The organism is Lyngbya sp. CCAP 1446/10, from assembly GCF_026130175.1.
In the GTDB taxonomy this organism is placed as follows: domain Bacteria; phylum Cyanobacteriota; class Cyanobacteriia; order Cyanobacteriales; family Microcoleaceae; genus Microcoleus.
Window position 1 is genome coordinate 53,954 of sequence record NZ_JAIGNI010000014.1, and the last position, 21,928, is coordinate 75,881.

General features: G+C 44.6%; 22 protein-coding genes and 1 riboswitch. Of the genes, 7 read left to right on the forward strand and 15 right to left on the reverse strand.

The genetic code is table 11. The annotated features are described in order from the left end of the window. Positions 1-8: 8 nt before the first annotated feature. From K4039_RS08780 to K4039_RS08795, 4 genes are all read right to left on the reverse strand, one after another. A complete protein-coding gene (locus K4039_RS08780) occupies positions 9-734 on the reverse strand; it encodes an urea amidolyase associated protein UAAP1 (protein WP_265234776.1) in 726 nt (241 codons plus the stop codon). 170 nt (positions 735-904) lie between these two features. Continuing rightward, on the reverse strand, positions 905-1,681 hold the full coding sequence (locus tag K4039_RS08785) for an ABC transporter ATP-binding protein (protein ID WP_265234777.1): 777 nt from the start codon (positions 1,679-1,681) through the stop codon (positions 905-907). A gap of 163 nt (positions 1,682-1,844) precedes the next feature. After that, positions 1,845-2,696: an ABC transporter permease gene (locus K4039_RS08790; protein ID WP_265234778.1), complete on the reverse strand. Its 852-nt coding sequence runs from the start codon at positions 2,694-2,696 to the stop codon at positions 1,845-1,847. 107 nt (positions 2,697-2,803) lie between these two features. Next, complete coding sequence (locus K4039_RS08795; RefSeq protein ID WP_265234779.1) at positions 2,804-3,871, reverse strand: ABC transporter substrate-binding protein; 1,068 nt, start codon at positions 3,869-3,871, stop codon at positions 2,804-2,806. Between the two features lie 142 nt (positions 3,872-4,013). Beyond that, positions 4,014-4,165, reverse strand: a riboswitch (guanidine-I (ykkC/yxkD leader). Positions 4,166-4,777: 612 nt separating this feature from the next. On the opposite strand from K4039_RS08795, the gene atzF reads away from it, so the two are divergent. Further along, on the forward strand, positions 4,778-6,592 hold the full coding sequence (gene atzF / locus K4039_RS08800) for an allophanate hydrolase (RefSeq protein WP_265234780.1): 1,815 nt from the start codon (positions 4,778-4,780) through the stop codon (positions 6,590-6,592). Positions 6,593-7,344: 752 nt separating this feature from the next. Here the strand turns inward: atzF and K4039_RS08805 are convergent. The 5 genes from K4039_RS08805 to K4039_RS08825 all read right to left on the reverse strand — a co-directional run bounded on the left by K4039_RS08805 (position 7,345) and on the right by K4039_RS08825 (position 10,543). After that, positions 7,345-7,863 (reverse strand): helix-turn-helix transcriptional regulator, encoded by a 519-nt coding sequence (locus K4039_RS08805; RefSeq protein ID WP_265234781.1) that lies wholly within the window; start codon positions 7,861-7,863, stop codon positions 7,345-7,347. Continuing rightward, entirely contained in the window at positions 7,860-8,306 is a 447-nt protein-coding gene (locus K4039_RS08810) for a DUF6932 family protein (RefSeq protein WP_265234782.1), read from the reverse strand. The genes K4039_RS08805 and K4039_RS08810 overlap by 4 nt, the downstream gene beginning before the upstream one ends. Positions 8,307-8,763: 457 nt before the next feature. Beyond that, a complete protein-coding gene (locus K4039_RS08815; RefSeq protein WP_265234783.1) occupies positions 8,764-8,928 on the reverse strand; it encodes a hypothetical protein in 165 nt (54 codons plus the stop codon). Positions 8,929-9,114: 186 nt separating this feature from the next. Next, positions 9,115-9,693, reverse strand: a complete 579-nt coding sequence (locus tag K4039_RS08820) for a Uma2 family endonuclease (protein ID WP_265234784.1) — start codon at positions 9,691-9,693, stop codon at positions 9,115-9,117. A 499-nt stretch (positions 9,694-10,192) separates the two neighbouring features. Beyond that, on the reverse strand, positions 10,193-10,543 hold the full coding sequence (locus tag K4039_RS08825) for a hypothetical protein (RefSeq protein ID WP_265234785.1): 351 nt from the start codon (positions 10,541-10,543) through the stop codon (positions 10,193-10,195). 28 nt (positions 10,544-10,571) lie between these two features. Between K4039_RS08825 and K4039_RS08830 the strand changes: the two genes are divergently transcribed. The 6 genes from K4039_RS08830 (at position 10,572) to K4039_RS08855 (ending at position 18,257) form a co-directional block, all read left to right on the forward strand. Then, on the forward strand, positions 10,572-12,110 hold the full coding sequence (locus K4039_RS08830) for a class I SAM-dependent DNA methyltransferase (protein ID WP_265234786.1): 1,539 nt from the start codon (positions 10,572-10,574) through the stop codon (positions 12,108-12,110). A 78-nt stretch (positions 12,111-12,188) separates the two neighbouring features. Then, positions 12,189-12,758, forward strand: a complete 570-nt coding sequence (locus tag K4039_RS08835) for a Uma2 family endonuclease (protein WP_265234787.1) — start codon at positions 12,189-12,191, stop codon at positions 12,756-12,758. Positions 12,759-12,870: 112 nt separating this feature from the next. Next, positions 12,871-14,094, forward strand: a complete 1,224-nt coding sequence (locus K4039_RS08840; RefSeq protein ID WP_265234788.1) for a restriction endonuclease subunit S — start codon at positions 12,871-12,873, stop codon at positions 14,092-14,094. 62 nt (positions 14,095-14,156) lie between these two features. Continuing rightward, on the forward strand, positions 14,157-17,585 hold the full coding sequence (locus K4039_RS08845; protein ID WP_265234789.1) for a DEAD/DEAH box helicase family protein: 3,429 nt from the start codon (positions 14,157-14,159) through the stop codon (positions 17,583-17,585). Positions 17,586-17,614: 29 nt separating this feature from the next. Then, positions 17,615-17,839: a hypothetical protein gene (locus K4039_RS08850; protein WP_265234790.1), complete on the forward strand. Its 225-nt coding sequence runs from the start codon at positions 17,615-17,617 to the stop codon at positions 17,837-17,839. 256 nt (positions 17,840-18,095) lie between these two features. After that, positions 18,096-18,257, forward strand: coding sequence for a DNA/RNA non-specific endonuclease (locus K4039_RS08855; RefSeq protein ID WP_265234815.1), 162 nt, complete (start codon positions 18,096-18,098; stop codon positions 18,255-18,257). 13 nt (positions 18,258-18,270) lie between these two features. Here the strand turns inward: K4039_RS08855 and K4039_RS08860 are convergent, their stop codons facing one another. From K4039_RS08860 to K4039_RS08885, 6 genes are all read right to left on the reverse strand, one after another. Then, on the reverse strand, positions 18,271-18,438 hold the full coding sequence (locus K4039_RS08860; RefSeq protein WP_265234791.1) for a LysM peptidoglycan-binding domain-containing protein: 168 nt from the start codon (positions 18,436-18,438) through the stop codon (positions 18,271-18,273). 81 nt (positions 18,439-18,519) lie between these two features. After that, entirely contained in the window at positions 18,520-18,918 is a 399-nt protein-coding gene (locus K4039_RS08865; RefSeq protein WP_265234792.1) for a nuclease A inhibitor family protein, read from the reverse strand. Between the two features lie 78 nt (positions 18,919-18,996). Further along, positions 18,997-19,362 carry a DUF4087 domain-containing protein gene (locus tag K4039_RS08870; protein ID WP_265234793.1) on the reverse strand — a complete coding sequence of 122 codons (366 nt, stop codon included), beginning with the start codon at positions 19,360-19,362 and terminating at the stop codon, positions 18,997-18,999. Positions 19,363-19,581: 219 nt separating this feature from the next. Continuing rightward, positions 19,582-19,797 (reverse strand): hypothetical protein, encoded by a 216-nt coding sequence (locus K4039_RS08875; protein WP_265234794.1) that lies wholly within the window; start codon positions 19,795-19,797, stop codon positions 19,582-19,584. Continuing rightward, positions 19,794-20,498: a GUN4 domain-containing protein gene (locus K4039_RS08880; protein WP_265234795.1), complete on the reverse strand. Its 705-nt coding sequence runs from the start codon at positions 20,496-20,498 to the stop codon at positions 19,794-19,796. Before K4039_RS08880 ends, K4039_RS08875 begins: the two co-directional genes overlap by 4 nt. Positions 20,499-20,696: 198 nt before the next feature. Further along, positions 20,697-21,911: a hypothetical protein gene (locus K4039_RS08885; protein ID WP_265234796.1), complete on the reverse strand. Its 1,215-nt coding sequence runs from the start codon at positions 21,909-21,911 to the stop codon at positions 20,697-20,699. Between the last annotated feature and the right edge of the window lie 17 nt (positions 21,912-21,928).

A 21,928-nucleotide genomic window follows, 5' to 3' on the forward strand; every position in this document is an offset into this window, starting at 1 on the left:
AGTGCAGTCTATTGCAGGAACAAAGCATCGGTGTTGGTGAAGCCGCGCACAGCTTCCGGGTTGGCGGTGCGGCACAAGTCGTCTGCTGCGGGTGCGGGGGATTTCCAAATCTGAATTTGGATGGGTTTTGGATCGTAAATGGGGTTTGAATGCAGGATATGGGGGCAGTTTGAGATAATTGTTAATACGTTCATTTCGGCTCGTAAATCGATAAAACTACCTGGTTTTTCGCTGCCTTCGCGAAACTCCATCGTGCCGTCGGGTTTGATGGCAATTCGAGTAAATAAGTTGAGGTTTGGCATGATGTCTTTTTTGCCTAAACCCCACCGAGTTAGGGCTTTGAGGAAGTTGTCGCGGGAGTTTTTCCAGTCTCCAGGGCCGTATTTTTTACTATTGCTAATGGCGTTGCTGCATCCGGCTAGCAAGTCGTGACAGCCTGATGTGTCTTGGGTGATGGAAAATAGGATGCGTCCCATGTCTGTGTAGATTACTGTGCCTTGTTTGAGAAAGGCGTTGAATTGAATTTTGGCGGTGTCTGCTGCGTTGAAGCGTTCGATCGCATTGTCGGCATTGTAGCACAGCAGGGAAACGCCGCGAGAGCCTTCTAGATCGGTGATTCGCAGGGTGTTTCCCCGCTTGATGATTCCCGACCAGTACGCGCCGCCCGGTACGGTTTCTTCGATTAATACGAGGCTTGAATCGATTTGTGAGTTTTTGTCGATCGATAGTTGCACTATAAATTCCTCCTGATATATTGAGATAGTTTAGCGAAACAAAACAATAGTATCTTGTCGCTATCAAACCCGCCCTCTCCCAAAGTAATATTTATTTTCCCTTACTTAAGTTTGCTGTTGCACGGCGTTGCGCGGGTGCAAACGCCGTGCAACGGCAAACCTATGTCTATTTAAGCAGCCATTGCAACTGCTTCCTGTCCGTGTTTCCGCATCAAATCCATGAGTTCGTCGCGGTAATCGTGGAATTTGGCGTGCCGTTTAATGCTGGGAGTGCGATCGGGTAAATTAATCGACATTTCCTTTCTCACTGTACCGGGACGAGCGCCCAAAGCATAAATCCGATTGGAAAGAAACACCGCTTCTTCGACATCGTGGGTAATCATAAAGATTGTAATCTGAGTGCGGCGCCACAAATCGAGCATGAATTCGTGCATCGATTCTTTAGTGTGGATATCCAATGCGCCGAAAGGTTCATCCATTAATAACACTTTAGGTTCAGAAGCGAGGGCGCGGGCGATCGCCACCCGCTGTTTCATCCCGCCCGACAATTCCTTCGGCAACGACTTCGCAAACTCCGTCAATCCTACCACACTCAAATAATAACTCGCTTGTTCGCGCCGCTTTTGCTTGGACAAGCCTTGAAGTTTGAGGCCAAATTCGGCATTTTCCTGCACGTTCATCCAAGGATAAAGAGTGTAATGCTGAAATACCATACCTCGATCCGGCCCAGGCGAAACAACTTCCTTGCCATCAATTTTAACTTCCCCTGTTGTCGGCTTGTCCAATCCCGCAATCTGCCTCAACAGAGTAGATTTGCCAGAACCGGATGCGCCTACCGCGCAGATAAATTCGCCTTGCTTGATGCTCATATTGATGTCCTTGAGTACCACTAATTTACCGTTTTTCGTTTCAAAGTTTTTGTGCAGATTGTTGATTTGCAGAAACATGAGTTTATCCTCTGTATTGTAAGTAAAAAATTGATTTTTTCATTCCCAAAATATGTAAATTTTAGGACTAGCAACGATATCTAGCGTGGGTTTCAATTTTATTTTAGACCACTGCTTTCTTCCTTCTTCCTTCTTCCTTCTTCCTTCTTCCTTCAACATCTGGTTACTGTTTCTGGCTTGACCATTTACAAGAAACCCGCAGCAGATATTGAAAAAGCAAGTCAAAAGTCAGTCCGATCGCCCCAATAACAATCAGCCCCACAAAAATTTCATCGGTTCGGAGAAATCGACCTGCGACACTGATTCGGCGGCCTAAGCCTTCGGTTGCCGCAATCAATTCCGAGACAATTACCAATTGCCAAGCCGCAGCTAGGTTGATGCGGCTTGCATCAAGAATTCCCGGCAAAACGTGGGGAAAAATAACTTGAGTAAGGATTTCCCAGCGATTCCCGCCCAACATATAAGTAGCTTCGATCAAGTCTTTGGGAACAAACTTGACTGTATCCATCACCATCAGCGAATTGAAGAAAAAGACGCCGATAAATATCAGCATTATTTTGGGTTCTTCGCCGATTCCCAAGTAGAGAATTAATAGGGGAATGAATGCTGGTGCGGGCATATATCGCATCAAGCCGAACATGGGTTCCAGCAAGGCGCGAATACTGGAAAAACTGCCCATCAGCACGCCAATTGGTATGGAAAAAACCAAGGCTAACAGAAAGCCCACTCCCACCCGCCACAAACTCGCTACTGTGTCTTTCAAAAGTTCACGAGTGTTCCACAGCCGACCAAATGCCTCTAAAACTTTGCCGGGTGAAGGTAAAAATTTGGGGTCTACGTTGGCGAAGGTTGTTACTAGCCACCACAGCAGCAGCGGCAGTGCGATCGATGTGACAGTTAATCCAATATTGAGGGGTTTTGGTATCTCTTCCGCAATCCGCCAAAAAACCGTGGGATTTAGGCTTTTTTGCTTGAGGTGGGATTGGATAGATCCGGGTTCGGGATTTGGTGGCATAATTTAGTTGCAGAACGGTTAATCGAGTAATTTGAGTGATTTATGCAATCCCAGAAATAATATTTGTGAAATTTTGATTTATTTGCGATTTGCTTACTTTGTGCCTTTTAGCTTTTACCTTCGGCGTAAGCTTTGATAAAGCGATCGTCAAATAACTTGCTAATATCTGGTTGGGTTTTTGCTAAACCTACATCTACCAAAAATTTAGTCATTTCCGCCGCCGCAAACTGCAATGATGTCATGTCATTTCCCGGTTGAAAGGCTTTCAAGTTTTCCTCGACGGTAAATATTTGAGTGCCGTTTTCATATTCCTTGTATTCCGCAACGCTAACTCCGGCGCGGTTGGCGAGAATTTCGTAAGATTTCTCTTTATTGGCTTTCATATATTCTAAGGTTGCAAACCATGAATTAACCAGGGCTTGCACTCGATCGGGGTGTTCGTCGATAAACTTTCGCGTAAATACCAAATGGTCGGAAATTGCCCCAGGAAAATCTTTTGAACTAAACAATTCCTTGCTGTTCGATCGTTTTAATGCCTGCGTGGTGAACGGTGCAAATACTGCCACTGCATCGACTTGACCTCCCACAAAAGCCGCCGCAGCTTTCCCGGTTTCCAGCGGTACAAATTGAATGTCGCGCACTGATAAACCTGCTTTTCTTAGCCCCAAAAGCAAGAGGAAGTGATCGACTGTACCTTCCTCTGCTGCAACTTTTTTACCTTTTAAGTCGGCAACGGAATTGATGCCTTCTGCGACAATAACTTTGTCATTTCCCGTCGAGTTGTCGTTGACTAAAACAATTACTTGATCGGCACCACCTGATATAGAGTTTACTGTATCGCCGAGGGTTTGGCTGTTAGCATCTATCTGTCCTGCTGTGAGGGTACTGATCGATTCTAAGTAGCCGTCAAACCATTTTAAGTCTACTGCAACATTGTTGGCTTCAAATATCTTTTGTTCTTTGGCAATTTGCCACGGAAACCAGCCTGGCCACGCGCTGAATCCGAGGCGAACTGCGTCAGCACTTACTGAAGAAGCTGCTTCTGTTTCTGTCGTGGTTTTGATATAAATTGCTGGGTTGACGCAGCCAACAGCGAAAAACAAGGTGATGAAAAATATGGCGCAGTAGGATAAGGGCGATCGCGTTATTTTTGGGGAGCAATATCGGATATTCATAGCATATTCTGGTTGCTGGTTAGAGGTGAATATGTCGATCGAGCTTTTGCACCTTCGTTGGTTTCCTTAGCTCCCGCAAAACCCCGATATACAAGGATAAAGCCCGAGAGCTAACGAACCGATCCTGCAAGATCGATCGCGTTTCTCCCGGGCTTTTATCCCGCCGTGTAACTGGCTAGTGTTTCCCAAAAATTAAAATATTGGGACAACCAGTCTGCTTCTCTCGGACCAGCACTTGAACTGTCTAAGCTGAGTTAGAAACTCGTTCAAATCGGAACCCTAGAAGCTGTTATTTTTTTTCGATTTTTGTCTGTATAAGTCCTGTTTGCAACCCAAGGAGTTATGCGAGACTGTCGGTAACAACAATGCACTTAGCTTTTTTAAAGGTAAGCATACTGTAGCTTGCAATCTTACTAGATTGCTACGTTTCAAACGGTAACAGCTAACTTGATAGTAAAATGTGTAAAATGTTACAAAAAACGTTTTTTCTGGGATTTATCAAATTAAGATTTTTGGAAGATTAAACCGGGCGATTGTGCATCGCGAAGTTGACCTGCACACACTGACCAAACTCGCAAGACAAGGATTGAATATTTATCGAGAAATACTTCGATCGCCCTAGACTGGATGCGGAGGCGATCGCCAATGCGGTAAAGTAACGTCCTATTTGTAATAACTGAGATGTTCCACCATTCTCAATAAGCCTTTTATGGGCGGGTAGGATGCCCAACCCCTACTCCCCACAAGAAGAAAGAAATACACTCTTTGTGGAACAGGCCGGAAAGCCTGTTAAGAGAGAATGGTACTCTGGGCGTGAGTAATAACGATCGCCAAACACAGCCTGTGAAGTCAACTCTTCAATCTAAAATCTAAAATCTAAAATCTAAAATCGACAGACGGTGCATTATGGAAAAAGTTAACTACAGTAACAATCTCGACATTCATTCGCTGCTTGATCGCTACCGCACAGGCTCGATCACGCCCGCAGATGCGATCGCTCAAGTTTACGATCGGATCGAACGCTATGCAGATCCGGCCGTATGGATTTATTTAGCACCGCTGGCGGAAACCCTCGAACGCGCCAAAGCCTTGCAAAACCTCGACCCGCAACAATTGCCACTCTACGGAATACCGTTTGCGATCAAAGATAACCTCGATTGGGCGGGCGTTCCCACTACGGCGGGATGTCCGCAGTTTGCTCGCACCCCAGCGCGATCGTCCGCAGTCGTAGAGCGCCTGTGCGCGGCAGGTGCGATCGCGATCGGCAAAACAAACATGGATCAGTTTGCCACAGGATTAGTGGGAACCCGCACGCCTTATGGAGTTTGCCGCAATCCGTTCGATCGGCGCTACATCCCCGGCGGATCGAGTTCCGGTTCCGCCGCAGCAGTCTCGGCCGGATTGGTGAGTTTTGCTCTGGGTACCGATACCGCAGGCTCGGGGCGGGTTCCCGCTGCTTTTACCAACATTGTCGGGCTGAAGCCAAGTTGCGGCTCTATAAGCACTCGCGGGCTGCTGCCGGCGGTGCGATCGCTCGATTGCGTTTCTGTGTTCGCTCTCACCTGTGCGGATGCGGCCTCCGTGCTGCAAGTAGCCAGCGGTTTTGACGCTGAGGATGCGTTTTCTCGCCACCCTGAAACCAAAGTTTTGCCGGATTTATCCCGCTTGCGGGTGGGAGTTCCCGGAGACGGCGAACTCGAATTTTTCGGGAATGCAGAAGCTGAACAGCGCTACCGAGAGGCGATCGGGCGCTTACAATCATTGGGCTGCACGATCGCACATATTGATTTCAAACCGTTTGCGGATGCTGCCGAACTGCTCTACGGCGGCCCTTGGGTAGCAGAAAGGTTGGCGGCGATCGGCGATTTTCTCGACGCGCACCCAGAGGCGATCGATCCGATCGTCTACGAAATTATCAGCGGCGGCAAGCGCTACGATGCCGTCGCGGCTTACCGCGCGTCGTATCGGTTGGCCGAACTCCGCCAACAGGCAGAAATTCAGTGGCAGTCAATGGATGTGTTGGCGGTTCCCACGACAGGTACGATTTATACTGTCGCAGAAGTTGCAGCCGAGCCGATCGCCCTCAACACCAATCTCGGACGCTACACGAACTTTGCCAATTTACTCGATTTGTGCGCGATCGCAGTTCCCAGCGGGTTTCAAAGCAACGGATTGCCCGCAGGATTGACACTGATGGCTCCGGCGTGGCACGATTTATCGCTCTGCCGCCTGGGATCTGCTTTCCACGCTAGCTTGGGGGGAACTTTGGGCGCAACCAGTCAGGCGCTGCCAACAGTCCCGGAATTCGCGATCGCACCAAAATCTTTGTCAGAAGAACGAGTCAAAATAGCCGTGGTTGGCGCTCATTTGAGCGGTGAGCCGCTCAATTATCAACTTATCGAACTCGGAGGCATTTTGGTTCGCGCCTGCCGTACCAGCCCGATTTACAAGCTGTACGCTTTGACGGGTACTGCTCTGGGCAAGCCGGGATTGGTGCGTCAGTCAGAGGGCGGTAGCGCGATCGAGGTGGAAGTTTGGGAGTTGTCGATCTCCGCTTTCGGCCGATTTGTGGCTCAAATTCCGTCGCCGCTGGGAATTGGTACGCTGGTGTTGGAGGATGGCTCCACGGTGCAGGGCTTTTTGTGCGAATCTTATGCTGTCGCAGGTGCGATCGATATTTCTCATCTCGGCGGTTGGCGAGCTTTTGACTCCGGCTTTTAAGCTAAGTTAGAATGGCAAATGGCATTGCTGAATCAAGGTATGGATACCTTGATTCAGCAATGCCGGGGAGAAACTGCAACATTTGTACAAGCTTTTAGCAGCTTACAGACAAATTGTCAATCAGCGGTTTTTGGGGGGAAATGTTGAACAGTTGCCGACTGTCGCGTAAAAAACTAGAGGAATTGACACTCTCAGGGTTAAAACCACGCTCGATTCTTAATTCAGCGAATGACCTTTAAGCGTTACGTCCTTTCGGCAATACTCCGACCTCTTAACCGTAGAAACCTACCAATTAACGAGCCTGATTCGCAGCCACCCCAGAGAGTCTATCTCCAAAAGCGTACTAGGATATTAGCCTAGAGTTTGGGTATGCCCTACCCTACTTAACAAAAAGGAAATTATTTTGTTTACTGGATTTAGGACTGTTTTATTTAGTCCCCGACTGTTTATAGAGTTTTCGTCGCTCTTTGTCCCTCAGTTTATGCCTAAAAGTGTGTCTTAGTCTCTGTTTCACTTCGGGCAAAGGAGTTTAACCTTGACTATTACAGTATAGCACAATTGCTGAAATTTCCCGTAGTTTTAGGAATAGATTCACAAGAAAGATTGAATGGGACTGAAGTCGCTCGCCTCGCTTACATCGAGCGAACTGAAGTCTCTGAGTTTTCCGCTTCCCGTATTTCCTTTTATAAGTTTATATTGTGTGAGGCTGTTTGAGAAGCTTAATATCAGGAATAGCCACTCCAGCCTAACATTTATGATGCTTTAGCTGTCAGGTTGATTTTTTCCTTTCGCCACTTCCTGGCACTCTGTTTAACAGCTTCTATTTCCTCAAAATCCACTCTAATCGCGGCAATTTCAAATTCTACGCCTAAAACCGTACTAACTTCGAGGATTTCTACAAAACTAGCACATTGATAATCTGTATCTTCATACTGCCTAACCCGTTGTTCTTCAATTCCTAGTATTTGAGCCAGTTCTTGCTGGCTGATTTTGGCAGCTATTCGAGCTTTAATTAAAGCATCTGGCAGCTTATTTATGCTGTCAACTTTAATTAAAATCGGCTGACTTCGCGAGCAGTTAATTAGTGTTTCGTATTCAGCAATTTCTGCTTGTAAAGCCGTTAAATGAGATTGTTTGACATCGCGAGAAAGTTGCCAACCATCTGGATCTTTTTTCTTCAGTTCTTCATCTTGCTCTAACACCTTAAGAGAATCTTCAAATCTGCGGGCACACTCTTGGCTGGATTCGTACTCTTTTGCGTTTTTAATCATGGTTCCCACCTTATTAAATCTATCGCTATAATCCCTTTGGGATTTAATTCTCTGTCGCGCAGAAAGAATTCTAAAGAAGTTAATCCGCTATCTCCTACAGGTTGATCCGAACGAAAAATTTCACCTTTATATTTAGATTTCTGCGCGCTGCGGTCTAAATTATTTAGCAATTTCGGAGCATTTTTTCGCAGATAATCGTAATCCACATCTTCCGGTTCCCAACACGCATCAAAATCACCTGGTTTGGGCTTACTGCTAACAAAACTACCGTTAATATAAATAGTTCTACAGCCGGCTGCTTTTAATTGAGCGAGTGCCAATTCCAAACCATCTATCATTCGCTGCCTCGTAGAATTAGTACCAAATCTCTCTTTAAACTCCTCCCATTCACACCAATACACTCCCGGTGGCAGATTGCCGTTCTCATCAAATTCTGGAATCATGCCCTCACACCTTTACACCTTAACACAATTTTATTGTCAGTTTTTAATGACTGTTGGTTTGCTCAGCATACCTGAATGTTTTGGAAAAAGCGATCGCCCTTGTGCGATAATTAATAAGTTGTAACAGTACGAGAGACAATCTCCGGTTCTTAAACAATAGAACGAGTGCCACCGACGGCAACCCCCTCATACCAATTTAATATGAAGCTGCATATAATAGGGCTTCAAGAATAAACTTGTAAGATGACAACGAACTAATTTGCTTAGGAGTGATTTTTTCAATAACTTGTTTCAAGCGCTCTCGTAATTGCTCAAGTGTTGTGATCCACATTCCGCACTTCAATTTGTAGTATACCAAGGAATACGATAATTCTGAGTTATTTGACGTTTTGTTTGCGTACAAATACTTAGTTTTTTCTATTTTGGTGTTTGCAAAACCACCAAATGAGTGTAATAATTACATATTACATTCCGAAGTGCGGAAGGTGGGATTAAATGTTCTCGCTTCGCTCAGTTCGACAGATTCAAAGTTTTCTAGATTGTCTACTGGGGGATTCTTATAAAGGATCTCGGCTATTTCTTGGATATTTATTTTGATTTTCTGCTGTTCTTCTGGGATCATGCTTTCCTTGGATTATGGTAATTTATCTGCTTTCTATTATCCCATCAACTTAGACAGACAATTGTCTGAGTATTTATACTGATTGCCCAAGTGGGATGCTCCCAACTCGAAATCTATAAACCAATGCTTAAATAAAGTTTGCGCGATCGCTTACTCATTCCAAAACTAATTAGAAATACTAGCGATTTATATTAATTCCTCAAAAACAATATCCTCATAAACCGACTCAATGGGAAAGCTTAAATCAATACTTTGTAGATAGATATTATCCCCAGACTGATAATTAAAAATCTCCCAATTACCGCGATCGTTTTTACGGTATAAATCGATGGCTATTTTCTCAGCATCAACCAAAACATAATCTTGCAAACTAGGATTGCGACGATACAATCTAAATTTATCCCCTCGGTCATAACTGGCCGTACTTGGAGATAAAACCTCAACAATTAAACAGGGAAATTGAATCGCTTGGATTGCAGTACGATCGCGATCATCGCAAGTAACGCTCACATCAGGATAAATATAATTTTTCGTTTCAAAAACATTTACCCGACAATCGGAATTGCCAACCTGACACCCACCGCCCCGTAAATGACCTTTAACAATGAAAATAATATTACTAGCAATTCGTCCATGATTTTGAGTCCCCCCACTCATGGCGTAAACTTCACCATTAAGATACTCATGGCGAAGCAGTTGTTGTTCTTCCCAAATAAAATATTCTTCAGGTGTTAACTTAGGAAACTTGTCTTTTACAGCAATCATTTTTTGTTACCTCATGGGCGATCGACACAAATTAATATAAACTTTCTATAACTATGGGATTGAGCTTTTTCAAAATAACTTGAGTCATATTCATCTCCTTAAAAATCAACTAACTCGTCATTACAAATAGAGGCTTGAAGCCCCGATCGCCCCTAACACTTTGGAGGGTAACACCATTCAATCAGCCCCGATCGCTCAAAATACAACCCAAAATTAAGGGGTGAACGGCTATAAACCAGACGATCAGGGCATAACGGAGGGTCAGATTATACATTATACCTCTTGCGAAACTAGCTGAAACTCGCATAATTCCCTTCGCAAATCATCTCCCATTACCCCACAACATCAGACAGCCCCTCTTTAAACAGTCGCATAATATCAACCTTTTTGCGTCCAGTCCCCGCGGCTCATAAGGAAAGCTTACAATACAGTTTCAATCCCTACTAGGGAATCTGGGGTTTATTGCTGCTGAAAAATAGGAGTAAAACCATTACAGCATCTACGTTACAGCCGAAAAATTTGACTCTTGAAATTTTAAACCTACTAATTCCCCAGCACTTGGATGGGCGATCGCTGAAGTTAAACGATCGCCCATGTCCGTACCAAGCGTATAGTGGTTTGAGAGTTTGTCTAATGCGGTTGAGTGTTGAGGAGGTAAGTGCTGGCTGGCGATCGCCAATTCCGAGGTCAGTTTTAGTCTGAATTGTCCCCTGCAAATATTAATTGCATAGACTTCAGAAGCCTTCGATCGCACAAAATTGAATTCAACTACAAGCAGCAGATAGATTTGGGCTGCATATCTCCAGCACAACCCCATCCAAGGTAAACTGATAATTACCGGAATTTTCACAATTATCTATGGGACAAAGAAGCGCGATATGATATCAGGGGAAATTAAAAGTCAAATAGATAAAATCTGGGACGCCTTCTGGTCTGGTGGTATCTCCAATCCCCTCGAAGTCATCGAACAGATTACTTATTTGCTGTTTCTGCGTCGCCTCGATGACCTGCATACACTGGAAGAAAACAAGGCAAATCGGCTCAAGCGCCCAATGGAACGCCGGATTTTCCCAGAAGGGGAAGATATCAAAAAACGCTCCTATGATGATTTGCGTTGGTCGAGGTTCAAGAATTTTGCACCGAAGGAGATGTTTGAGGTCGTCAACGATCATGTTTTCCCTTTCCTGCGGACTTTGGGGGGGGATGATTCGACCTACGCGCACCACATGAAAGATGCCCGTTTCACAATTCCCACACCGGCTTTGCTTTCTAAAGTGGTGGATTTGCTGGATGGTGTACCGATGGAAGATAGGGACACCAAAGGCGACCTTTATGAGTATATGTTGGGCAAAATTGCCTCGGCTGGACAAAACGGACAGTTTCGCACACCGCGCCACGTTATTCAGTTGATGGTGGAACTGACTGCACCCAGCCCCGGCGATGTAATTTGTGATCCTGCTAGTGGGACTTGCGGCTTTTTGGTGGCTGCTAATGAATATCTGCGATCGCACTACCCGGAAATTTTGAGCGATACCAAGATGAAACAACATTTTCATCATCAGATGTTTCACGGGTTCGATTTTGATAATACCATGCTGCGAATTGGCAGTATGAATATGCTTTTGCATGGTGTAGAAAACCCCGATGTGCGTTACAAAGATTCGCTAGCACAGGAACATTCTGGTGATGAAGAATCTTATACCCTTGTCCTGGCTAATCCGCCTTTTGCTGGGTCGTTGGACTATGAAAACACGGCTAAGGATTTGCAGGCGATTGTCAAAACTAAGAAAACTGAGTTGTTATTCTTGGCTCTGTTTTTAAGATTGCTGAAACCAGGGGGACGGGCGGCGGTAATTGTGCCGGATGGGGTGCTTTTTGGCTCTTCTAAGGCTCATAAGGAATTGCGCCGTTTGTTGGTGGAGGAGCAGAAGCTTGATGCTGTGATATCTCTGCCTGGTGGCGTGTTTAAGCCCTATGCGGGTGTTTCTACTGCTATTTTGTTATTTACTAAAACTAACTCCGGTGGAACTGATTTTGTTTGGTTCTACAATCTAAATGCTGATGGGTGGAGTTTGGACGATAAAAGAACGCCTTTGCTTTCTGATGATAAATTAGGTGCAGTGCCTACTTCTGAGTTAACAGCAGAGGAACATATTAAGAATAATCTACCGGATGCGTTGAGTCGTTGGCGATCGCGAAATACTACCGAACGAGAGCGATCGCCCACTGATCAGAGTTTTTGTGTGTCAAAGGTTGATATTGCTGCTCAGGGTTATGATTTAAGTTTAAATCGTTATAAGGAAGTAGTACATGAGGAAATTGAGCATTTACCACCCCAGGAAATTCTGGCTAATTTGGCTAAGTTAGAGGTAGAAATTCAGCAGGGGATGGAGAATTTAGAGTCTTTGTTAAAATAGTACAAAGATCAAGAAAGACAAAGAGCCCCGATTTTTTTAAGTTGGGGAACTAACACACTTTTTATAGGAGAAACAGCAATGAGTGTTGCAATTGCGAAAAAAATGACTTTTGAAGAATTTCTTCAGTTTGACGATGGAACGGAAAATTTATATGAATTGGAGAATGGAGAATTAATTACTATGCCTTTAGAAAGTGAGATAAATCGGCGCATAGCGATGTTTTTAGTTGCCTATTTTTTGCAATTAGGTATTCCCTATTACCGATTGAGTATGAAAACAGAAATGGCTGTGAATAGCCGACAGGTGGGGGTGCGTGTTCCTGATTTGGTGATGTTTTCTGAGGAGTTGGCTAAGGTGATGGAAGGGGCTACACGTTCTCTAATTTTAATGGATATGCCGCCGCCGTTGTTGGTGGTTGAGGTAGTAAGTCCGAGTCAGGAAAATCGGGATTATCGTTATAAGCGTTCTGAGTATGCAGCGCGGGGAATTGCTGAGTATTGGATTGTTGATCCAATTGCTAAAAAGGTGACTGTTTTGGAATGGGTGGAAGGTTTTTATGATGAGCAGGTTTTTACGGGTGAACAGGTGATTTGTTCTCCTTTGTTTGCTGATATTAAGTTAACTGTAACTGAGGTTTTACAAGGGTGATGTTCCCTTCGACTTCGCTTATGGGACGGCTTTCTCGCTCAGGGAACGGCTTTCTCGCTCAGGGAACGACTAGGGAAGGGTTGTTTATTACATCAGTTAGCTGAGTGTCAAAATGAAACTCATTACAAAAACGCTCCCTGAGCGAAATCGAAGGGAGCAAATCAATGATAAAAGAATCGGAGGAGATGTTGGGATGAAAGCTGGATGGGTAAAACTTCCTTTTGTTGATGTGATTTTAGACGAATCAGGGGGCAATATAAAAACTCCGCAAAGAGAGTTTCTTATCTCAGGACACTTTGCTGTTGTAGATCAAGGGAAAAATTTGGTTTCCGGCTACGTTGACAACAAATCATGTCTTTGTAAAGCGTCATTACCCGTTATTGTTTTTGGAGACCACACTCGCTGCTTTAAATTTGTAGACTTCCCATTTTGTATGGGAGCAGATGGAGTAAAAGTGCTTCGACCAAAAGTTGAAGCAGATGTTAAGTATCTTTTTTACTATCTGCGACAGCTAAACCTACCTGATGGCGGATATGATCGGCATTTCAAGTATCTTAAACGCAGCCATGTCTTACTTCCCCCCTTAGAAGAACAAAAACGGATTGCAGAAATACTCGATCGCGCGGAAGGACTTAGGGCCAAACGTCGGGAGGCGATCGCACAACTCGACACCCTCACCCAATCCATCTTCTTAGAGATGTTCGGCGATCCTGTTAGAAATCCGAAGGGTTGGAAAATACTAAATTTTGGTGAAATAGCTCTTGAAAAAGGATTAATTGTTGACGGGCCTTTTGGATCAACGCTAAAACCTGAATCCTACGTAGAAGCTGGAGTTAGAGTTATCAGAAACTTTAACATTAATGATGCTTTTTTTGATGGTTCAAAATTTGTTTATATAACAATAAAAAAATTTGCTGAAATATATCGAAGTCATGTTTGCACTGGTGATATTTTACTTTCGACTAAAGGAACTATTGGCGACGTATGCGTTATGCCAAATCTTTTAGGCGATTCTGTATTATCAGCTTCAGGAACTGTTCGTATTCGCCTCCCTATAAACTCCCCTCTAATTGCAGATTTCATTGTCTATCAAATGATTCAGTCAAGCTATAAGCAATATATGAAAAGCTTTGAAGCTGGTACGAATCAAAAATATTTAAACTTAAGTAGAATTCGCCAAATGGAGTTGATAGTTCCCTCTCTCAATCTCCAACAAGAATTTGCCCGCCGCGTCGAAGCTGTAGAAAAACTCAAAACCGCTCACCGCGCCTCACTGTCAGAACTCGACGCCCTCTTTGCATCCCTGCAACATCGAGCATTTAGAGGAGAATTGTGAAATTTTTATCTAGTCACAAAAGTGCGATTTAAAGAACTATCACCAAATACCCACATAAATATATGAGCCAGTTTACCTTCCTCCAATCCGAATTCCTTACAATTTATGAATCCGCCAACAAAGCTATTGATGCAGTCCATCCAGACCCTCGCACAGCCTGCTTTTATGCCCGTCGAGCCTTAGAATTAACCGTAAATTGGTTATATAAATACGATAATTCCCTAGAACTGCCTTATCAAGATAACCTAAGTAGCTTGATTCACGAACCTACTTTTAAAACCTTAGTAGGTGAAGCAATCTTTAACAAAACAAGAGTTATTATCAAACTAGGAAATCAGGCAGTACACAGCGCCAGACCTATCTTAGTGAATGATGCTATAAATGCTGTACAGGAGTTTTTTCATGTTGCATACTGGTTAGCATATACCTATGGACGCAGTAGCAAACCCAATGCGGGGCTTACCTTCAACTCTGACGCATTGCCCAAAACTGCACCAGTTCCTAAGCAAACCATTGAACAACTGCAAAAACTAGAAACTCAACTAGGCCAGCGCGATGAAAAGCTGTCAACACTTCTAGCAGACAAAAATGCCCTTGATGAAGAACTAAAACAACTACGGGCAGAATTAGCCGCAGTCAAGAAAGCCAGTGTCACCCAACCCGATACCCATGATTATTCTGAAGCAAAAACCCGCGATATTTTTATCGACCTTTTGTTAAAAGAAGCAGGATGGAATTTAGATCAAAAACGCGATCGGGAGTTTCCGGTTACAGGGATGCCCAATTCATCAAATCAAGGTTTTGTTGATTACGTCCTCTGGGGCGATGACGGTAAACCTCTGGCAGTCGTAGAAGCCAAGCGTACCCGAAACGGCCCCCGCACCGGGCAACAACAGGCTAAGCTATATGCCGATTGCCTAGAAAACCAATTTAATCAGCGTCCAGTTATTTTCTACTCTAACGGTTACGAGCATTGGCTGTGGGATGATACTAATTACCCACCGCGACAGGTGCAAGGATTTTATAAAAAAACTGAATTACAATTACTTATACAGCGCCGAACTATCCGTAAATCTTTAGCAGCAGGCACAATTAACCCTACCATTGCCGAACGCTATTATCAAACTCGTGGCATCCGTCACATTACCGAAGCCTTGGAGACTGATAAAGAGCGCAAAGCCCTGATAGTTATGGCAACGGGTGCAGGCAAAACCAGAACTGCGATCGCCTTAGTGGATATGTTGATGCGTTGTAACTGGGTTAAACGTGTTCTATTTTTAGCCGATCGTGTAGCCTTGGTAAATCAGACAATCAATGTATTTAAGAAACATCTCCCCGATGCCGCCCCAGTCAACTTAGTCACCGAAAAAGATACCGAAGGACGAGTATTTGCTTGCACCTATCCCACAATGATGGGATTAATTAATGATACCCGTGACGGTCAGCGTCGTTTTGGCGTTGGGCATTTTGATCTAATAATTATTGATGAAGCTCACCGCTCGGTTTTCCAGAAATACCGCACCATTTTCAACTACTTTGATTCTATCTTACTAGGGCTAACCGCTACACCAAAGGATGAAATTGACCGCAACACTTACGGACTCTTTGACTTAGAAAACGGCGTACCTACCGATGCTTACCCGCTAGAAGATGCCGTCAAGGATGGTTATCTAGTCCCCCTGAAAGCCGTATCAGTGCCGCTTAAATTTCAGCGAGAAGGCATTAATTATGGCGAACTTTCTGAATCGGAAAAAGAAAAATGGGATGCGTTTGAATGGGGTGAGGAAGGTAAAGCCCCTGAGCGCGTAGAAGCCGAAGCCGTCAATAAGTGGCTATTCAATCAGGATACCGTAGACAAGGTGCTAAAACATCTGATGACTAGGGGCTTAAAGGTTGCTGGGGGCGATCGGCTTGGCAAAACCATTATTTTCGCTAAAAATCAAGATCATGCAGAATTTATTGCAGAGCGATTCAATGCCAATTATCCACACTTTAAAGGTGAATTTGCCCGCGTCATTACCTTCAAAACCACCTATGCTCAAAGCCTGATTGATAACTTTTCCCAAAAAGATAAAGAACCTCATATCGCAATCTCAGTGGATATGCTCGACACTGGGATTGACGTACCAGAAGTAGTTAATCTGGTGCTGTTCAAAATTGTTCGCTCCAAAACTAAGTTCTGGCAAATGATAGGACGAGGTACGAGGCTATGCCCCGATCTCTTTGGATTAGGGCAAGATAAACAATTTTTTTACCTGTTTGATTATTGCCAAAATTTAGAGTTTTTTCAACACAACTCAGAAACTGTTAATGCACCAATAACTAAATCATTGGGTCAGCAATTGTTTACCGCTCGATTAGAATTAATCGGAGAGCTAGATAAAAGACAATCGGGAAATCAACCAACTAATCCAGCACAATTGAGCAAAATTCAAGACTATCAAGCTGCTTCAAAAGAACCCACTACCGATGCAGAATTACGCCAAGAACTAGCCAATTTACTAAATACCGAAGTTGCGGCCATGAATACCGAAAACTTCATAGTGCGACCAAAACACCGATTCGTAGAGAAATATGCTAATTCCGCAGCATGGGCATCATTATCGAACGATGATTTTCTGGAACTTAGTCAAGAAATAGCTGGTTTACCCTCCCAATTGGCAACAGAAACAGAAGAAATAAAAAGATTTGATGTGCTGATGCTGAAGTTACAATTAGCAATCCTGCGCTCTGAGTCTACGTTTAAGCGTTTACAAGCACAGGTAAAGTCACTTGCAGGGTTGTTAGAGGAGAAATCTGCGATTCCCTTCGTACAAACACAGTTATCTCTGATTCAGAATGTACAAACCGATGAGTGGTGGCAAGATGTGACATTACCCATGCTGGAGGTGTTACGCAAACGCCTACGGGGGTTAATCAAGCTAATTGAGAAACAAAAACGACAACCTATTTACACCGACTTTGAGGATGTAATGGGGGATGAGATAATAGTAGAGCTGCCTGGTTTTACAGCATTAGATAACTTTGAGAAGTTCCGAGCTAAAGCCCGTGCTTTTTTGCGATCGCATCAAGATCATGTGGTCATTTTTAAGCTACGAACTAACAAACAACTCACTCCATCCGATCTATCTGAGTTAGAGAAGATATTGCTAGAAAACAAATTAGGCGTAGAGGAGGATATAGACCGTGCAAAAGAAGAGGCGCATGGGTTAGGTTTATTCGTCCGTTCTTTAGTAGGACTTGATCGGGAAGTAGCGAAGCAGGAACTAGGTAAGTTTATATCTGGTAAAAATCTTAACTCAAATCAGATTGAATTTGTGAATATGATTGTGAATCACCTAACCGAATATGGCGCAATGGATGGAGCAATCCTCTATGAATCCCCATTTACCGATATTACACCACAGGGCCCAGACGGATTATTTACTTCGACTCAGTTAGATCAATTATTTTCTATTCTTGAAGAAGTTTCTACACGGGCTGCTGCATAAGACACAGCCGTAAAACTTGGGCTACAATCTTGGCTGAAGCACAATTATATAGCAAAACTCACACCGCTAACTGGGTTTCGTGGCAGTTGAATCGTTCGTGGATCATTACAGCCGATCGCAAAAACGATTTCCGCCCCGACAACGCGCTCACAACGAAGCGGACAACAGCGCTACATTCAAAGGTGACGAACATGATGCCACAGTCGCCAGAGTTGAATCGGGGCGTGTGGAGAGACTTAGGAATGAAAATTTAATAACTTAAACGATTACTCGTTACCAGGCTCTGCCTGGTAATGCAGATCCAGAGGCTCTGCCTCTCTTTACCTCGCGGCTTCTGGAGAGAGGACTGTAGGATGTGCTGAAGTTATTAAATTTTCGATCCTTAGAAGAGTATTGTCGATCGCTGGTGCAGTAGGGCAAAGAGCTCTACATCGTTGCCGGGCCCGTGGGGAGTCAGGGAAGTATCGGCAACGCCGGAAAAGATTACAGTGACGGTAAACACTCTTAGCGATCGCTGTTTCTATGCCCAACGATGCCAGCGTCAAGGGTAGGGGATGGAAAAGTTTTAGAGTTTCCGTGCGTCAGGTGGAACGGGAAACAGGGCTGAATTTCTTGTCAAATGTACAGCCACAGGTTCAGCAAATCATTGAGAGCAAGGTAGACAGCCAGTAGTAAAAGCTATTAACTAATCAGGAATTGTTAATTGCTGTCCGGGTTCAATGAGATCCGGGTTGTATCCAATAACTTCTAGGTTGGCTTGATAAATCTTTTCCCACTCGTTGCCGTCGCCGTAGAATTGTGCGGCAATACCGTAGAGGGTGTCGCCTTCTTTGACTGTATAAGATTGAGCCATAGATTCCTCTGGGTTGATTAAAGCTCCTTAAGTTTCACTATTTGCTCCAGCTTTTTTCTCTACCTTGAGACTGAAAAGCTGTTATGTTTCCACTACCTGAGTTGATAGCCCAGCCCACTCACCACCGTCCGTCACCCCAACAATGTAGGCATCGATGCTGCGATCGCCCACTCGATAAACCTGCAACTGCGATAAGTTATGCTTGAGGGTGCTCACCAAGTTCTCAAAGCGCTGCACTGTTTCCCGTTCCTCTTTGTCGTGCCAGTCTTCTTCTGCGGTGGCGATCGCAAAGAACTCCTCAACGCTCACCACTTGTATTGGAGCGTCGGGTGGATGTTCGGTGAGTTGCAGCAACTTCGCCGGGGTGAGTTCTCCTTGTGCCGACCAATGAACTATCTCAAAAGGCGCGTCGGTTTCACTGAGGAAGAGCAAACCCTGAGCAGCAGAAGAGAGTTGGGTGGTGATGGTGCTGTCGGTCATGGCGTGGGAGTTAGGAGTTGGTTTCTAAAGTTGTCCAGATTCTACCAAGCGATCGGCGTTGCTACCGATTTACTGAAACTAACGCATTGGGGGTACATTTGGATCTTCCCGACAAGTTGACAGTGGCAATGCTTCACCGCCTCGGATTTCCATAATTCTCATTAAATTGCTATTAACCGTAACATTCAAACAAGCACAATTATATCCGTGATTACCGTTAGTTAGCACAACTTCTTTGTCGCCAGCATCGGGAATGTTTTCTATCCCTTTGGCTTGATATCCACCTTGCGCTCCAATAGTCCAAGTGCCATCTTTGTCGGTCAAATACCAATTAGCCGGTGTAGGATTCTGCAACCATCCGCACCTAGTTTCAACCGCATTAGCAGGAAGGGCAACGATAAAAAGAGATGAAATAATAACGGATATAAACAAGTTTTTCTTCATAACTTTAAGTTTATTTAGTTTTTACTCACTTATAGCAAATTTATCAGCAATGATTAATGGAGGTAAAATAACAGCCCACTACCGCAATCTCTACTTGTTTGACTCCGAGAAAAGCTGGAGTTCCTGCAACTGCTGCTTATAGACGGGGGATTAACGAAGGTAAGAGTAGAATCGCACCCTAATTTCCTCACAGTTACTCAAGCATAACGCGCCTTTTTATCAGTTTGAGCCTGTACTATTGGACAATAAGCCAAGGTGTACGAGAGTGGCATAGCGGAGTGTGGCGTTGCTACAGCGGGCTTGGAGGCGATCGCTCTGCAAATCCTGAAACTCCTGAAACTGCCTGCGGTGATGGCGCTGGGTAAGTTTTGGTGTTGAGAGGCGATCGCTCAAAAGTACAATCAGTTTGATTGAAGTTTGATTGAGGAGCGTCAAGGTAGCTTGCAACTATCCATGCGGGATACCAAAGATGCGACGGGACGACCAAAGCCAGCCAGTACCATGCTACGCCGCCACCACAGAGTAGGTAAGTGACCCGCAAGAGCACTCAGGTTGAAGGTAACGCGCTTGTACTCTATCAATTCACCATCCACGAATTGTCCGGTAACTTCCCCAAAACGTTGACCCGCATCGTCTACGTTTGGATTAGTAGCAATGGTACTTTTCCAAATACGCTTTTGAACGCTGAAGCCGAAGTGACCGCCAGAAGATGCCAACCATAGTTTGTCTAAGGCATGGAGGTCGGAACAGGGAATTTGCTCGATTTCCCCTGGCTCGAAGGAATCAGCAAATTCTCCTGGCCCAACGTTTTTGAGCATGAGTTTGGCTGTTTCTTCATCCGCTTTTTGCCACTGCCTAGCGCCTAAGAAATCTCGCAGTTGGGCATAATCTTTGTAGAGCGCTTCTACAGTAAGGGAACCAACTTGACCATCAGCTATAAGATTTTGGTCTTTTTGAAAAGCTTTTACGGCGGTTTCAGTTTTAATGCCGAATTTACCATCTGGGTTGCCGGGATGCCAGTGGGGGCGCTTTGATTGTTTGGATAAATCAATCAACCGCACTTGCAATTCCCGCACATCTTGTCGCGCTGTTGCCAACCCATCGCCTGATTTAAGAATACTTTTCCATACCCACATACTCTGAACCTCGTTATTTTTTTTGTACCTGAACCCATTCTGAGCAATCCTATGGGCGCATGACCAGTCGCATCTTTGAGTGTCACTCATGTGAGGAACAAGAAATGTTGGCTCGATTATTCTCAATACGATAAAGGGTCTTTTAGGATAGCAAAACTTTTCTTATAGCTAACTGCCCCATACTTCTCAAATAGACTGCTAAGCGACACTAATTGTTTGACCGTTGGCTAGACTGCTGAAATCATAGGTTGTGCTACCAGCTATTAGTTTTTCAAACTCGGAAGTTTTTACAGTGCCACTACTACTCGTAAAACTCACCGTTGTCCCCGATATTTCAATCGTATAGCTGCCTGACGTTAATTCCAGCGAGTCTTCGTCCTTCCCGCCATACAAAGTACCATAACCAAAACCCCTGATATAGTCTGTACCTTTTCCTAAAAATATGTTGCCCAAGTTAGAAAAGCCGCTATCAGTAATGATGGAGTCCACGCCCTTACCAGTATTAATGGTACCGCTGTTGGCGATAGTCGGGCCAAGGCGATTATCAGTCCTAATGCCAATGATTGTATCGTTGCCATCCCCGGTATTGATGGTGCCGGTATTGGAGATGGCGATGCTGTAGGTGCTAGTGCCAGTGATTGTATCGTTGCCATCCCCGGTATTGATGGTGGAGGAATTAAAAATGGCCTCGCCCTGAGTTGAAATGCCCGTGATTGCGTCGTTACCCTCACCGGTGGTGAGAAAAGAGGAGTAGAGAAAGATGCCGTAATAGCCACCAGTGCCAGTGATTATGTCATCCCCTTTCCCAGTATCGATGATGGAGCCGCTGATGGAGCCAAAACGTATGCCAGTGTATTCGCCAGTACCCGCGATCGTGTCGTTACCGTTGCCAGTATTTATGGTGCTGGGGCTTTGCAAGTTAGGGTTAGTAGAGTTATGCTCGATCCCTATGCTCAAAAAACCCTGAGCAATTCCCGTGATTGTGTCGTCACCGTCACCCGTATCAATGGTGCCTCCTTCGTTGAAAATGCCATTACTATCACGATCGCTGTACCTGAATTTTCCTTGTGTGTAACGCAGGCCAAGGATTAAGTCGTTACCCTCACCCGTATTGAGCGTGCCCGTGTTGTGGATGCCGCTGATTCTGTACTCGTCAGTGTCAGGGATTAAGTCGTCGTAGTCTACTGTAGCAATGATTAAGTCGTTACTATCACCAGTATTTATGGTGCCACTGTTGTAGAAACCGCTAATCCTTGTGAGAGTGCTGCTGATACTGTTCTCACTGTTACCGAGGGTTAAGTCCTGGCTAGCGAGAGTATTAGCGAAGCCATTATTAAGTATTTCTTCCTCCCCAGACACGCCGATCGAATCACCCTGCTCGGTAAAGGTTATATCTGAAAGTTCGATTGGCATAAAAAGACCTCGGAATT

Excerpts from the sequence above, each read along its gene's own strand:
- K4039_RS08820 (WP_265234784.1), bottom strand. The coding sequence starts at position 9,693 with ATGATTGCTGTAAAAGACAAGTTTCCTAAGTTAACACCTGAAGAATAT.
- K4039_RS08815 (WP_265234783.1), bottom strand. The coding sequence starts at position 8,928 with ATGATCCCAGAAGAACAGCAGAAAATCAAAATAAATATCCAAGAAATA.
- K4039_RS08830 (WP_265234786.1), top strand. The coding sequence starts at position 10,572 with ATGATATCAGGGGAAATTAAAAGTCAAATAGATAAAATCTGGGACGCC.
- K4039_RS08880 (WP_265234795.1), bottom strand. The coding sequence starts at position 20,498 with ATGTGGGTATGGAAAAGTATTCTTAAATCAGGCGATGGGTTGGCAACA.
- K4039_RS08845 (WP_265234789.1), top strand. The coding sequence starts at position 14,157 with ATGAGCCAGTTTACCTTCCTCCAATCCGAATTCCTTACAATTTATGAA.
- atzF (WP_265234780.1), top strand. The coding sequence starts at position 4,778 with ATGGAAAAAGTTAACTACAGTAACAATCTCGACATTCATTCGCTGCTT.
- K4039_RS08840 (WP_265234788.1), top strand. The coding sequence starts at position 12,871 with ATGAAACTCATTACAAAAACGCTCCCTGAGCGAAATCGAAGGGAGCAA.
- K4039_RS08810 (WP_265234782.1), bottom strand. The coding sequence starts at position 8,306 with ATGATTCCAGAATTTGATGAGAACGGCAATCTGCCACCGGGAGTGTAT.
- K4039_RS08865 (WP_265234792.1), bottom strand. The coding sequence starts at position 18,918 with ATGACCGACAGCACCATCACCACCCAACTCTCTTCTGCTGCTCAGGGT.
- K4039_RS08790 (WP_265234778.1), bottom strand. The coding sequence starts at position 2,696 with ATGCCACCAAATCCCGAACCCGGATCTATCCAATCCCACCTCAAGCAA.
- K4039_RS08795 (WP_265234779.1), bottom strand. The coding sequence starts at position 3,871 with ATGAATATCCGATATTGCTCCCCAAAAATAACGCGATCGCCCTTATCC.
- K4039_RS08835 (WP_265234787.1), top strand. The coding sequence starts at position 12,189 with ATGAGTGTTGCAATTGCGAAAAAAATGACTTTTGAAGAATTTCTTCAG.
- K4039_RS08885 (WP_265234796.1), bottom strand. The coding sequence starts at position 21,911 with ATGCCAATCGAACTTTCAGATATAACCTTTACCGAGCAGGGTGATTCG.
- K4039_RS08860 (WP_265234791.1), bottom strand. The coding sequence starts at position 18,438 with ATGGCTCAATCTTATACAGTCAAAGAAGGCGACACCCTCTACGGTATT.
- K4039_RS08870 (WP_265234793.1), bottom strand. The coding sequence starts at position 19,362 with ATGAAGAAAAACTTGTTTATATCCGTTATTATTTCATCTCTTTTTATC.
- K4039_RS08805 (WP_265234781.1), bottom strand. The coding sequence starts at position 7,863 with ATGATTAAAAACGCAAAAGAGTACGAATCCAGCCAAGAGTGTGCCCGC.
- K4039_RS08785 (WP_265234777.1), bottom strand. The coding sequence starts at position 1,681 with ATGTTTCTGCAAATCAACAATCTGCACAAAAACTTTGAAACGAAAAAC.